The 13,733-nt window shown below is 37.5% G+C and carries 16 protein-coding genes; 1 reads left to right on the top strand and 15 read right to left on the bottom strand.

Annotation, left to right across the window (positions count from 1 at the left end):
* Position 1 precedes the first annotated feature (1 nt).
* From IPK91_14140 to IPK91_14115, 6 genes are all read right to left on the bottom strand, one after another.
* Entirely contained in the window at positions 2–1,027 is a 1,026-nt protein-coding gene (locus tag IPK91_14140) for an exo-alpha-sialidase (protein MBK8298386.1), read from the bottom strand.
* A gap of 264 nt (positions 1,028–1,291) precedes the next feature.
* Positions 1,292–1,525 (bottom strand): hypothetical protein, encoded by a 234-nt coding sequence (locus IPK91_14135; protein MBK8298385.1) that lies wholly within the window; start codon positions 1,523–1,525, stop codon positions 1,292–1,294.
* A 155-nt stretch (positions 1,526–1,680) separates the two neighbouring features.
* Positions 1,681–2,685 (bottom strand): amidohydrolase, encoded by a 1,005-nt coding sequence (locus IPK91_14130; protein MBK8298384.1) that lies wholly within the window; start codon positions 2,683–2,685, stop codon positions 1,681–1,683.
* Positions 2,686–2,692: 7 nt separating this feature from the next.
* The gene (locus IPK91_14125) at positions 2,693–3,793 is read right to left on the bottom strand and encodes a hypothetical protein (protein MBK8298383.1); all 1,101 of its coding nucleotides are present in this window, start codon (positions 3,791–3,793) and stop codon (positions 2,693–2,695) included.
* A complete protein-coding gene (locus IPK91_14120; protein MBK8298382.1) occupies positions 3,790–4,212 on the bottom strand; it encodes a RidA family protein in 423 nt (140 codons plus the stop codon). The genes IPK91_14125 and IPK91_14120 overlap by 4 nt, the downstream gene beginning before the upstream one ends.
* Positions 4,213–4,248: 36 nt before the next feature.
* Entirely contained in the window at positions 4,249–4,899 is a 651-nt protein-coding gene (locus tag IPK91_14115; GenBank protein ID MBK8298381.1) for a protein-L-isoaspartate(D-aspartate) O-methyltransferase, read from the bottom strand.
* Between the two features lie 94 nt (positions 4,900–4,993).
* On the opposite strand from IPK91_14115, the gene IPK91_14110 reads away from it, so the two are divergent.
* Positions 4,994–6,391: a phosphoglucomutase/phosphomannomutase family protein gene (locus tag IPK91_14110; GenBank protein MBK8298380.1), complete on the top strand. Its 1,398-nt coding sequence runs from the start codon at positions 4,994–4,996 to the stop codon at positions 6,389–6,391.
* On the opposite strand, the gene IPK91_14105 is transcribed toward IPK91_14110, so the two are convergent.
* From IPK91_14105 to IPK91_14065, 9 genes are all read right to left on the bottom strand, one after another.
* Positions 6,360–6,824 carry a GNAT family N-acetyltransferase gene (locus IPK91_14105; protein ID MBK8298379.1) on the bottom strand — a complete coding sequence of 155 codons (465 nt, stop codon included), beginning with the start codon at positions 6,822–6,824 and terminating at the stop codon, positions 6,360–6,362. The two genes, IPK91_14110 and IPK91_14105, sit on opposite strands and share 32 nt — an antisense overlap.
* A 141-nt stretch (positions 6,825–6,965) precedes the next feature.
* Entirely contained in the window at positions 6,966–8,507 is a 1,542-nt protein-coding gene (locus IPK91_14100) for a phosphatase PAP2 family protein (protein MBK8298378.1), read from the bottom strand.
* Positions 8,504–9,463 carry a transporter gene (locus IPK91_14095; GenBank protein MBK8298377.1) on the bottom strand — a complete coding sequence of 320 codons (960 nt, stop codon included), beginning with the start codon at positions 9,461–9,463 and terminating at the stop codon, positions 8,504–8,506. Before IPK91_14095 ends, IPK91_14100 begins: the two co-directional genes overlap by 4 nt.
* Positions 9,464–9,892: 429 nt before the next feature.
* Positions 9,893–10,750 (bottom strand): hypothetical protein, encoded by an 858-nt coding sequence (locus IPK91_14090; protein ID MBK8298376.1) that lies wholly within the window; start codon positions 10,748–10,750, stop codon positions 9,893–9,895.
* A gap of 25 nt (positions 10,751–10,775) precedes the next feature.
* Positions 10,776–11,327 carry a YceI family protein gene (locus tag IPK91_14085; GenBank protein MBK8298375.1) on the bottom strand — a complete coding sequence of 184 codons (552 nt, stop codon included), beginning with the start codon at positions 11,325–11,327 and terminating at the stop codon, positions 10,776–10,778.
* A 14-nt stretch (positions 11,328–11,341) separates the two neighbouring features.
* Entirely contained in the window at positions 11,342–11,758 is a 417-nt protein-coding gene (locus IPK91_14080) for a hypothetical protein (GenBank protein MBK8298374.1), read from the bottom strand.
* 4 nt (positions 11,759–11,762) lie between these two features.
* A complete protein-coding gene (locus tag IPK91_14075) occupies positions 11,763–12,128 on the bottom strand; it encodes a hypothetical protein (GenBank protein MBK8298373.1) in 366 nt (121 codons plus the stop codon).
* Positions 12,129–12,131: 3 nt separating this feature from the next.
* Positions 12,132–12,857: a hypothetical protein gene (locus tag IPK91_14070; protein MBK8298372.1), complete on the bottom strand. Its 726-nt coding sequence runs from the start codon at positions 12,855–12,857 to the stop codon at positions 12,132–12,134.
* 116 nt (positions 12,858–12,973) lie between these two features.
* Entirely contained in the window at positions 12,974–13,729 is a 756-nt protein-coding gene (locus tag IPK91_14065) for a response regulator transcription factor (GenBank protein ID MBK8298371.1), read from the bottom strand.
* Positions 13,730–13,733: the final 4 nt, after the last annotated feature.

Below are 13,733 nucleotides of genomic sequence, written 5' to 3'. Positions count from 1 at the left end.
CTTAACAACCAGAAAATACTAAGACTGCATAGATTACATTTCCAGAAACCGCAAATCGAAATGACTGTCTTCCTGAATTTGGCAATACCATTTTCCAGGTTTTTCCAAGGTCATTGGATTTGAAAATTCCATTGTCCATACTGCAAAAGAGGGATTCCCCAACTTGCTCCACGTCGTTGATGGATGGAGCTTGCATTTTACCCTCATCCGGAGTAATTGTAAATCTAATAGGAGTCAGATTTTCATCTATTCTACGCCAGGTTTTTCCTTTATCTTCAGAAACTGTCAGTCTGTTACCGTATAAAGCCGGATTTGCCATAACTTCTTTAAATGTACCAGACCAATTGCTTATTGCAAAAAATCGCCCGGCAGCAAATTTTGTTTGCCGAATGGAGCGGCCTTCTTCAAGGGTCAATTCCCAATGTTCTCCAGAATCTGTTGAGCGAATCAATCCTTTATTCGTTGCTCCTAACAGAACGCCATCCCCCAAAATAATCTTAAATACACCGATCTCTGAACACACTTGTCTCCAATTAACTCCCTTATCATTTGATTTAAAAACACCCTTTTCAGTACTTAACAACATACTCCCATCCGGTGCATTCATAATGCTACTGACACGATTCCCATTCATCTTAGAAAATACGGGTACCCAAATGCCTCCTCCCACAATCTCTTGATATAATCCTTCTTCATAATTATGTGCAAAAAGTCCACCATTGCACTTATAAACATTTGAAACAGGGCGATTAAAAAAAGTCTCCGGGGTCCAATTTGGAATGGAATTATTGGTATTACAACGGTATAAACCTTTATCAAAACTTAAAATTAATTTGCCTTCTTCTGTATAAACACCCTGTGCATTGAATTTTGGAGGAAGACCTGCGCTGATATCCTGCCAGGTCCGCCCACCATCTTTGGATTGGTATATAATATTAGAAGCAACTGGACTCTTACATTCCTGCTGTTGTACCTTAACAAGGAAGGACTGAAAAAAGAAAAAAAACGCGATCATAAGGATTTGCATGGCTAAAAATTTAAATTAAACAATGAGCCAAAAGTACAGGCAAGCCAAAAGCGAGTCTCATATTGGCTGTAAAACCATGTAACATAAATGTAAAAGCTTGTTTTCACTCAAGGACGGTTTTGAAAATAGCACATAGAACGCTTAAAATCAGGCTTTTAATAATCTATTAGGATTTGGATGAACTCCTACACTGAGTCATTAATAATTTTAGATTTTTAACCATTGAAATATGTTTTAAACCCAAAACCAATTATTTAAAAAATGCTAGGAGTTATTCTCAGCATAATTAAACATCCAGCGGATGCCATATCTATTCAAACAGCAACCCCAAAGAGCCCCCCAAAACTGGTCTTGAAATGGAGCAATTTCTGTAGCCCCCTCAGACAAGGCATTGAAGCGGTAAATGGTTTCTTCTTTAGAGTCTGGTTCCAAATTGATCGTTGTGTTATTTCCAATGAGGGTATGATGCCCCATACGTTCGAGGGTATCCGTTGCCATAATTTCTATTCCAGCAAGGATTGGATTGCAACGTGCATGATTTTATTTTTATCTTCATCACTAGGAGCAGTCATGCCCTCATGAGCTGGCATATCTCCAATTCGCATAAATGGTGCGGACCAGTCTGTTTTAAAAATGGATTTGTAAAAAATAACTTAACTACCCATTCCTCCCATCAACCATTCTTCTGCAGAGCGATAATTCAACCAAGATTTTTCGTCGGCATCGTATCCGGATGATTCGATTAATTTGCCGGGATTTAATTCTCCTAATGGAAATGGATAATCACTGCCCAATGCCACTTTATCAATTCCAAATAAACTGATTAATTTATCCAGCATGTCAATATCATGCACCAAGGAGTCTACCCAAAATTTTCCAAGATACTGATCCGGATGATTTGGATTATCGACTGCGACTAAATCAGGTCTTACTTCAAAACCATGTTTGATGCGACCGTAGGATCCGGGAAAAGCACCCCCTCCATGTGCAAATGCAACCCGAAGTTTTGGAAATTTTTCAAAGATGCCCCCGAAGATCATACTGCAAATAGCCAATGAAGTTTCTGCTGGCATTCCAACCAACCAGGGCAACCAGTATTTTGGCATTTTTTCTTTGCCCATCATATCCCAGGGGTGTACAAATAAACACACATCCAAATCTTCTGCAGCTTCATAAAATTCATCGAGTTCCTTTGCATCCAGATTCCAGTCATTGATGTGGGACCCGATTTCAAAACCTGCAATTCCAAGCGTAGAAGATGCACGTTCCATTTCACGAATGGCTAACTGTGGATCTTGCATGGGTAAAGTACCGAGTCCGATAAATCGATCTGGAAATTCTCTTACTACCCCGGCAAGGTGATCATTTAAAAAACGGGAAACATCCCAGGCATCTTTAGCTTGTGCCCAATAAGAAAACAGTACTGGAATCGTACTTAGTACTTGCAATTGGATTTGGTGTTGATCGCATTCAGCAATTCGTGTTTTAGGATCCCAGCAATTGCTTTGAATTTCACGAAAAAATTTATCGTCAATCAACATTCTTGCAGCGCAATTGGTATGATGATCCAGGTTTACAAATCCACCATAGCCAAATTTTTCAGCCCACTTAGGTAAATGTTCCGGAATGATGTGTGTATGTATATCTATTTTTTTCATCAGTACGTCAAGAATGATTAAAATAATAACCAAGGGTTTGCTTCATTTCTGGCGGCAAAGGGGGTAATTCCGAACGTGGAATTAATAAAGTAGAAATGTTGTGAAAATCGATAAATATCTGATGTTTGATGACCGTTTCCATTAAATAAGAATGCCCCGAAGAACCACCCGTTCCTGTTTTACGCCCTAACATTCGCATCACCATTTGAGAATGCCGGTAGCGCCAGCTGGTTAACAATTCATCCATTTCGGTAATTACATTCAATAAACGATACGGCAATTGTAATAATGGTTCGGTGCCATAGAGTTGAATTAATAATGCAGCCATGGTTGCTTTAAAACTCAAACGCATTTTTCCTTCTGCAATTTGTTGTTCATGAAATGCTGCATTGAAAATATTTGCAAAATACGTATCCGTATCTCCATTCATTTTTAATCGCATGGTCTTTTCCTGATCGCTCAGGTAATCACTGGTTTCAATTGCTTCCCGCTCCCGATTGAGCATATTGGAAACCGCTTGCATGTATTTGGATTTAAAATCAAATCCCTGAATATCAATAAATGGCGTACGTTCTAACCAGGATTCCAATAATACAAATAAGCTCGGACTGGCCTCTAATCGCAAAATTTCATCTTGCTGTTCTTGACTGAATTCGTGATAGTAAGGATAGGCTGTATAACTGGTTCGTTTTTCTTTTCTTAAACCCAACATCACTTCCAATTTGCGAAACTGAAAACTTTGAAAACCAGATGCAGGAAATAAATACGATCTGAAATCTAAAAAATCCAAGGGCGTCATTGTTTCAATAATCCGCACTTGTTGGATCATCAACTTTACAATTTCATTGACACGCTCTAATCTAGAAACAGCAATGTCAATATTTTTCTCGTCTACATTATTTGTTTGAAATAGTTTCATTACAGATTCCATTTCATGCAATACTTGTTTAAACCACAATTCATAAACCTGATGTACAATAATGAATAAGGTTTCTTCGTGCGCTTCGTTGCCTAATTCTTTACTTCTGGGTGATTGTGCATCCAGTATTTTTTCCAATTGGAGGTAAGAAGTATAATGAATCGAGCTGTATTTTTTTTGATCACTCATAGGGGTTTGTATGCAGTAACTTTAATTTCAATTAATAAATGTGGATGTGGCAATTGGTGAACAGCAACTGTTGTACGAGTGGGCCCTGTAAAATCAAAATAACTATTGTACACTTCATTGTACCCTCCAAAATCATTCATATTCACCAGGAAGGTGGTGACATCAACAATGTCTGACAAATCGGCTCCAACCGATTGAAGGATATCCCGAATGTTTTCTATAACGGCCCGAGTTTGTAACTTAATGTCTAGCGAAGTCGTGCCAAAAGAATCTACTTCAACTCCTTCAAAACTATTGTCATTTCGCCTCGAACTGGTTCCAGAAACAAATAGAAAATCGCCTGCCCGGCGTATATGGGGAAATTTGCCTCTTGGAGTTGCTTTTCCTTCGACCAATTTTGCCTTCGGTTCTTCTGACATAGCTCAAAGATAGAAAGCTTCTACAGAAATAGGTCTTTACTCGGTCCCTTTCAACATAGGTACAAAACGAAAATCACCGTGTTTTTCCTTGATCAGTTTATTTTCATCCTGTTTAATCAGACGGATCATTTTTTGATTAGCGCCTTGATTAAGTGGAACTACTAAAATTCCACCAATTTTCAGTTGATTTATAAGGGCTTGTGGAATTTCAGGGGCCGCAGCCGTAATCAGTATTTTGTCAAATGGGGCAAATCGTTCCAGTCCAATAAATCCATCTCCATAAAAGGTACGGATGGCGCCATATCCAATTTTCTTTAGCTGTGCTGCTGTTTTATCATGAAGCTGCTTGTGTCGTTCAATAGAATACACTTTAGCGCCTAATTCAAATAAGACACACGCCTGGTACCCTGAACCCAATCCAATCTCAAGAATTTTATCTTTTGGCTGAACATCCAGCAATTCAGTTTGAACTGCTACCGTATAGGGTTGAGAGATGGTTTGTTCGCAATCAATTGGGAAGGCATTGTCCTTATACGCCCATTCTTCAAAGGCTTTGTCCAAAAACAGGTGTCTCGGCACTGCCATCACAGCATCCAGGACTTTTTGGCTGCGAATGCCTTTTTGCTTTAATTCAGCCACCAATTGTGCTCGCAATCCCTTATGCCTGTAACTATCCAAATCTTTGATTTTGCAACAAATATATATAATATTAATTTAATATGTTTTTTGAATTAAACTCCAGTGGAAATTCCCAATCTTTGTACTCCCATTTTAAAGATTTATGGTTTATTCAATAAAATTTGGAACAGACGGCTGGAGGGCCATCATTGCTAAAGATTACACCGTTGAAAATGTTCGCCGCATTGCTGTTGGTACTTTAGCCTGGATGCAAAAGCGAGCCTATAAACGGGTGGTCATCGGTTTTGATTGTCGTTTCGGTGGCCCCCTATTTCAGGAAGAAATTGCAAACATTCTTTCGCAGGGCGGAATCGAATGTTTGATCAATAAAAATTTTATCAGCACTCCGATGGTTTCATTGGCTGTGGTGAATCACAAAGCAGACCTGGGAATTGTAATAACAGCAAGTCACAATCCTCCAAGCTACAACGGATATAAATTAAAGTCTTCTTATGGCGGACCAACAATCCCTGCAGATATTGCCGAACTGGAAGCCATGATTCCCGATCGGGTTGAGCTGAACTCTTTAGCGAACATCGAAGGCAATGTCAATTTAAAAGAGCCGATACTTATTGATGCGGAAACAGAATATCTGGATCACATTTACAAGTCATTTGATATTCCTCAAATACGAAGTAAAAATAAAATTGCGTACGATGCCATGTTTGGCGCTGGTCAAAACGTAATGAAAAAATTATTTCCCGAAATGAAAGCTTTTCATTGCGAGCACAATCCGGGATTTCAGAACAGAGCGCCAGAGCCGATCTTAAAAAATTTATTGGAAATCCAAAAATTTCTCCAAAGCAATCATGGTCAATACATTGGAATCGCAAATGATGGAGATGCAGACCGACTGGCCATGTTGGATGAATATGGAAACATGATTGATTCTCATCACATACTGTTGCTATTAATGCATTATCTGGCAGGCTTTAAAAAAATGGATGGCGCAGCTGTGGTTAGTTTTTCTGTGACCAATAAGTTACAACAACTGGCAGCCCATTACAATATGAAATGCATTATTACTAAAATCGGATTCAAATACATTTCCGAATACATGATTACCGAAGACGTTTTAGTTGCAGGAGAAGAATCAGGTGGATTGGCAATTAAAGGACACATTCCGGAACGAGATGGTATTTTTATTGCTTTGACCATTTTACAATTTATGGCAGAAACCGGTAAAAGCATTACCCAATTAATAGAAGAAGTGTATTCAATCGTTGGGCCTTTTGCATATGATCGGCTTGATTTACATTTAACAGATCCACAAATCGCAGAAATAAAAGAGGCTTTAAAAAAAGAAAAAACGAACTGGGGTCCATTACAAGTTAAACGCTTCGAGAATTTAGATGGAGCTAAATATTATTTTGAAGACGATGCATGGATGATGATTCGGACTTCAGGAACAGAGCCTGTTTTGCGTATTTATGCGCAAGGTAAAGATATGGAAGAAGTACAACAGATCCTCAACCTGACGCGCGCTGAATTGAATGTCTGATCATTGCCAGATGTGGAATATTATCTTCCAGATATTCCGCTCCAATTTTGTCAAATCCAAACGCTTCATAAAATGAAACGAGATAGGCTTGTGCGGAGATTTTAATATTATATCCTGGAAACAATTCTTCGCATGCTTTGATACTTTCAGTCATTACTAATTTTCCCAGTCCGCTGCCTCTATAATTTACATGCGTAGCAACGCGCCCGATGGAAGCATAGTTTGTATATGAAATACCCGGTGGGACCAGTCGTGTAACTGCTATTAAAGCTTCCCCTTCCCAGATCATCACATGATAGCTCACTAAATCTTTATCATCCAGTTCAGGATAAGGGCAATTTTGTTCGACAATAAACACATTGATCCGAAATTGAATTATGCGATATAATTCCAATTTGTTTAGTTCATTAAAATGCTTAATTCGAATTTCCATGCAGTCTTTAAAGACTGCAATATAAAAAAAATGTCCCTCCTGTGAAGGAGAGACACCAAGGGTTTTTGTTTACTCTAATATTCGAATCCCTTACAAAATAAAAAGCCTTAAATATGAAACGAGTTTCTTTGGGTTATAAAATTATTCGCCGCCATCAACTTTAGCAATAGCGAGTGTTGCTTCGGCTACTTTCTTTCCTAAAACCAAACCTGCTTCACAATCAAAACGAAAATGAATGCCGGCAAGAATTCTTGACTCCGAAGCTTCCTTTGCATATGCATTAAATGTTGCAGCTTGCGATGGAAAGAAATGCGACAACACATCTGCAGCTGCTGCTGAAAACGTGGAATGGCCTGATACATAACTTGGAAAATTAGGTGTTCCCAGGATGGTTTTAAAACCTGGCATGGCTTCCACAGGTCTTGGATAGTGATAAAAATATTTAGCATCCCAACAGGTGATTCCTGCATCTTGAATGGCCATATTCATATAAGCCAGTACTCTTGCAGAACGAACCGGACTTAATTTGGCACTGGAAATCTGATCGCAGGCAAAACGATTCCAGTGACCAGGAGGTGTATATGTTCCTAAGCCATCTGCCCACCAATTCGCAATTTTGCGCTGATCGGTTGTTAAGTCGTCAGAAATTTTTCTCAATTCATCTGCTGCAACATTAAATTCAGCTGAACCTGGTTTAGGTGGAACTGGAGGTCTGATTGCTGCGATGTTTGAAACAGCCCAGGTTTTTACTTTACTAAAATACGGTGTAATACCGACAGGTCTTGGTGGGGTTTCCTGATTGGTCCAGGACCATCCAAAGGTGTTGAATGCAAGTTGTTTTAAAGAATCGGATATGGGTCTCGGTGTTTGTGCGGCCCCCATTCCATCGGTTTTTGCACGGTCTAATGCTACTTTTGCAACTTCTTCTCCCAATAATTTTCCTGCATCCACATCACTTTGCACATTTACTCCCGCCCATAAAAAGCTGTTACGGCATTCATCTCCTTTTCTAATTAGATACTCTTTTTCCAAAGGAAATAAAGCCGCCAACATGGCTTGCGATACGGAAGCAATGGTTGCGCCATCAGAAGGATAGGAGGGAATATTTGCTTTTGGCAACAATTGAGGAATGCTTGCATCGTTTACAACGGGTTCTGTGCGGTTGTACTTAAATTTATAATGCCAGCAAGAAATCAATGCGTCAAATTGTGCTACAGCCACATAAGCAAAGGCACGACAGGAATACGGTGGATGTGCAAATGGGAATAATGGATATTTATCAGGCGTTGCCGAATTGGGTGCAGGATAACTTCCATCAGCATTGGGTGCAGGCGCCAGGTTGTATTTAGCAGCTAATTCTCTTGCGATTTCATTCCAACGTAAAATCGGATTATTAGTCCAATATTTAACTGCGTTTTTTTGATCTCCTGTTAAATTGGAAGTGGTACTTTTTAAAGTATTCAATTCTGCTTTATATTCGGTCGATGAAACATCGTTTGGAGCTGCAATTGCAATTTGTTCGTTTCCAGTTAGCAAGATGGCTTTCCAGTCACCAGCGCCATTATCTGAATTAGCAAATGAATATGCATCAAATGATACATTTTGAGGGATGTCCTCATCACATGAAATGAGAAAGCTCATAAAAAACAAAGTCACTAAAAAAGGTATTTTTAAATTTTTCATTGTTGTGCATTTTTAGATTTACAAATTCCAAATTGGTAGAGGATCCCACCCATGAATGAAGTTGATTTGCCAACATTTCGGCCTTCTAATACCTGACCGTAATTTGCAATTACTCCAAAGCCATTTGTTTTAGGAATAAAATATTGAACCTGTGCTTGAAAACTGGTTGCTTCCATATTATTTGAAATAAAACCAGCGTCTTGTCTTCTGATGTCAAAGCCGCCAATGGTATTAAAAATCTCATAACTCACATCCAATTTTAGACTTTTATTAAATAGCCATTGACCTAAAGTAAATATAGAATGGTTAGCATTGGGTACATCTACTTTATTGGTATAATTTCCGTGTGTGTCATAATAATAATTGCGCTCTATGGTCGAAGTACCTCTTTTAAAATAAGCTCCACTTACCCGCACATAGGTACCAAAATCAAATAAATATTGAAGCATCAGACGCGCCTGACCTTCAGTACAACCTAAGCCTAAATTAAAAGGAGCATAATCTGGCAAATAATTTGAAATTGGAAAAGACAATCCCAATACGCCAAGTGTAGTAAACATACCAGGTCCTACTTGTTTTTTAAACAATTCTGCTTTTGCCCATAAGCCTAAGTCTTGTAGTCCTTTTGCCCCTTTAAATTGTCCTCCTGAAGGTTCAGTAGTTACATAAGGCACATTGAATAAAAAATTAATCTTATCCGTAATGCCCACGGCGGCCATAAGGCTGTAAGTATTTCTGGTTAATTCGCCAATGTTGCCATTGTTTCTAAGCAGTGTGCCTTCCCAATATTCATCCCATTTATCCTGGTTAAACATTCCGGCAACACAAATTCGTTTTCCTTCCATCATGACTGCATCCGTTGGACTTTGTGCAGTTCCTGAATTTGGCAAACTGATCATTGTGCTTACAAGTATGCATAGCATACCTATAAATGATCTTGGTTGAGTAAAATTCATTTTAAATAATTTTAAGCATTTACTAATATTCAAATAAGAGCTCGCAGGCTTTTATCCGAGTTCCATTAAAAGAGGCGTAAAAGTAAATGCAGGAGGATGGATGACTTATTAGCTTATTCCAATTCGCCTGATTTGTGGATAAACAGTAGCAAATAATTGATGAACTCCGATAAAAGCCCACTGGAATCCAGATCACAAGTTGGAATAGATTAATAATCAGTCATTTGTATTTCAGTTGATTTGATTTAGACCATTGAATGATTGAATACATCATAGCAATTAAGATATGAAAACAATATCTATTGCATTGCATTTTGGAAATCAGGCTTTATTCCATAATGGTAAGTTATAATATAAATATCAAAAAAAAATCTCAGGTTTTTCTGGGTGATTGATTAAAAATCAGTTGATGGGAACAAACAGTTGTGATTACTTTGAAAGGGTAAATACCCTGGAGATATTAAAACCAAAATGAATTTGGCCTTTGGACCATCGATCCGGTGATTCGGTAATAAAGCCCTTATAAATCATTGCGGTTGCATTGGTAAAATGCAATTGAAAAACATGGCCCCCGGTTTCAATATCAAAGCCTATTGATAAAGGAGCATATAAATTGGGTTCTAACTGGTTTGGCAAAATATAAAAATATTCTAAATTTAATGATGTTCGCTTGGTCAATTTTTGGCGAAAACCTACACCAAGACTTAGAATATCATTATGATCTGATTCCAACTTTACCAGATTGCGATGTACCAAAGTAGGCATAAGCTGTAAGCTGAAACCATCAGAAAATTTTCTTGCTAGTAATATCTGATAACTGTAATACAATCTACTTGAAAAATAATTTTTCCTTTTGGTATCAGAAAAAGGAGTGGTTTTAACTTCAACAGATGAAAAAACAGAAATAGAAAGTGGCACCTGCTTCTTACCCGAACTTTGTCGTAAAATTCTAAATTTAAAATAAGCATCAAGTGCTTTATCCAAACTTGATCTTCCAAATCCCAACATCAGTCGATTGCTTGCGCCATACTCAACACCCAATCGGATGGAAGCTCCATCCAATCCAAAAAAATCGGAAACACCGTTTTCTATAGATGCAAAACGGTGTTGTATTTTTATATCAAGCACCCCGCGCGCAGTATTTTCAATGCTTTGACTGTTGATGATCCGCGTGCTTTTAAAACTTGCAGTGGTTAAATACGTATGAGCATCTTTACCTAATAAACTCAATAAATCTTCTTGGGAAAACAAGGGTAAAAAGACCCAGGACAGTCCAATAATTAAAATACAGCGAAACGGTCGCAAAATCATTTTAGAGATTCAGCGGGTTATAATCCACTTTTACAGTAATTACAACTTCATTGGAAACATTATTTTTAACAACAGCTGGAATTTTAATATCAAAATCACTACACTTAACAGTAAACTTAGTGTTTGCATGAATTCCTTTCGAATCGACAACAAATTCTGCGGGTACTGTCATAGATTTTGTAACTCCATGCATAATCATATCACCCTGGATCATGACTTTATACGTGCCGGCAACGGCTAGATTTAATTTTGCAACATCTTGTATAGTGCCTTTGAATACTGTTTTTGGGAATTTTGTAGACTCCATATAATTTTCATTAAAATGGTCTTGCATCAAAGCCTTTTCAAATACAAAAGCGTTATTTAATGCTGCAAATTCTATTTTTCCACTTGCCAAATCAAATACAGTAGATGCGGTTGAATTGACTGCTTCAATTTTTTCCATGGGAGAATCCGAATGAAATTTCAATACAGCATTTTTTGAAAAATACTTTTGTGCTTGTCCAATCTGAACAATCAACACAAGGGCTACTATTACTTTTAAACTTTTCATATCTATTATTTAATTTAATTTAAACAAACTACTTGACTAAGTACGATGTCCATCAGTTTTCCGGAACAAAGTCCTTGTATTCTTACCCGCTCCCCTTTTTTAGCATGCTTCATTGCATCTTTTATAAATCGTGGGTCCATTTCACATTGAATATTAACCAGTTCACTTCCTGTTTTAAGAGTCCATAATGTCTTGTTTTCAATGGTTTGAACATCCAATAAGGTAGCTTCTACTTCAACGATTTTATTTAGATATTTGTTCAATGCCTTTACTTCATCTGTATCAAACTCTAAAATCCATTCATCCGGTTTGACTACAAATTCAGCCTTTTGGTTTAATAGATTTTTGTGCGGTTTATTATATGTACTATAGACATAAAACCCTGCTATACAAAAAATGATTAAACTGATACCCAAATAATACTTCTTCATATATTTAATTATTCATTCTTCCTTGATTAATCCAGGCTTCCAATATACTAATTTCACAATCTGGCATTTTATCAGCTCCTTGTGGCATTGCCAGAAATCCACCTTCCCGCTTTATTGCACCTAAAAACTTTCCTTTCTCTATAAAATTTACTAAATCCAAATATCCTTCAAATTCATAAACGGAAATTGTATTATTATTTCCATGGCACACATAACAGCGATTTTGTAGAATGGGATTCACATCTGAATTATAACTTACATTTAACGTATCACAAAGCGCAGGATTTGGGTATAAATGCTCTTCTGAATCGTAAAAACAAGATTCCAGGCTTAAAATAAGGACAGCAAAGCCAATCAGTATTCTTAGCATGAATTAATTATTTAGGAGGCCCTGGCTTATCCAGGCTTCGATTTTTGAAATTGAACACGCATCCAGCTTTTTACCACCTTTTGGCATTCGGACACAGCCGTTTCTCCAATTAATTACACAGACCAGGCTTCCGTCTAAAGCAATTCGTTTTACTTCATTATAATTTGTCAAAGATAAATTCCCTAGTGGTGGATTGCCTGAATGACAAATTTTACAATTTGTATTCATTATTGGAGCAATTTCTTTTGAATAGCTCACAGCAATTGTATCACAATTTTTAGAATTCGAACAACTGTCATTGGTTGCACCTTGCAAAATCCATTGTGCAATCAGGTTCTTCTGTTCAGTAGTCAATGCATTCATTGGTGGAGGCGGCATCCGGTCTTTTGGATCCGAATCAATAATTTTATCAAATAGTTCGCCACTATTCAAATCAAATGCTTTGATTTTTCCAGTTCGAATTATATTTTCATAGCTGTCTAAAATAATGCCCTCTTCATGTTTTATTGCATCATGGCATCCGCTTAACGCACAACTGGAATAAAATATGGGTGCAATTTGATTTTGAAAATAAACTTTCGTGCTATCACAAGGATTGGTATCAATTGGATTGCCTGTTGTATCCACAGGATTGTTGATTGTAATCTCCGGATCATGAACACAGCCATTGATAAACAAACTTCCTGTTGCAACCAAGCAAACTAAAACAACAATACTAATCACCTTCATCACCATACTATACGACAAAATTATTACAGAAATTGCTGGCAATCAGGCGGTGAGCAACTAAAATGGCTAATAAGCTGGATGAAGTGGTAAAACGAAGGCATAGGGCAACCATTCCTTTATTCCATTCCAGGGATGGTTCCACCCAACCAGCGCTTAAAAGATCCCGCTTTCTCAGTACTCACCAGGATTTCTTCGTCTAAAACAGGTTTTAAATTAATTTTAATTCGTGATTTTGAATACACTTGCATGTCATCTATTGCCTTGAGATGCACTATTAATCTTCTGTTAAGACGAAAATAAGTTTCAGGTGGTAGCATTTCTTCAATTCGATTTAATGACAAATCAATTGGAAATTTTCTGCCTGCCCAATTATAAATAAGGGTAATTTTCTGATCAGAATAAAAATATGCAATGTCCTCCAGGGTCAAAATTTTAAGCGATTTTCCCATTTTGACTAAAAATCTGGAATTCCGAACATCTTGCTTTTCGGGTGTGGTTTCTAATTTGTGAACTGCTAATTCAATGACATGCTTTATTGCCTGATCTAATTCCTCCATTTTAATTGGCTTTAATAAATAATCACTTGCTCTAACTTTAATTGCAGGCAATGCAAATTGATCATAAGCAGTAGTAAAGATTACCGGACATTCAAATTTAAATCGATCAAACAACTCAAAACTAGTTCCGTCACCTAATTGAATGTCGAAGAATAGAATGTCTGCCTGACTGTGCTTGTTCTGGGCAAAAAACTGTTGAGCTTCTTCCAAACTACTGAGGTTGGCAACAACTTCAATTTGAGGATTTAATTCATTAAGCATCCGGATCAAACGGGCGGATGCTAACTTTTCATCTTCCAAAATAATTACTCGCATTGGT

The sequence above is a fragment of the Saprospiraceae bacterium genome (assembly GCA_016712145.1).
In the GTDB taxonomy this organism is placed as follows: Bacteria; Bacteroidota; Bacteroidia; order Chitinophagales; family Saprospiraceae; genus Vicinibacter.
Note: the sequence above shows the minus strand (reverse complement) of the source record. Positions and strands in the feature narration are given on the sequence as shown.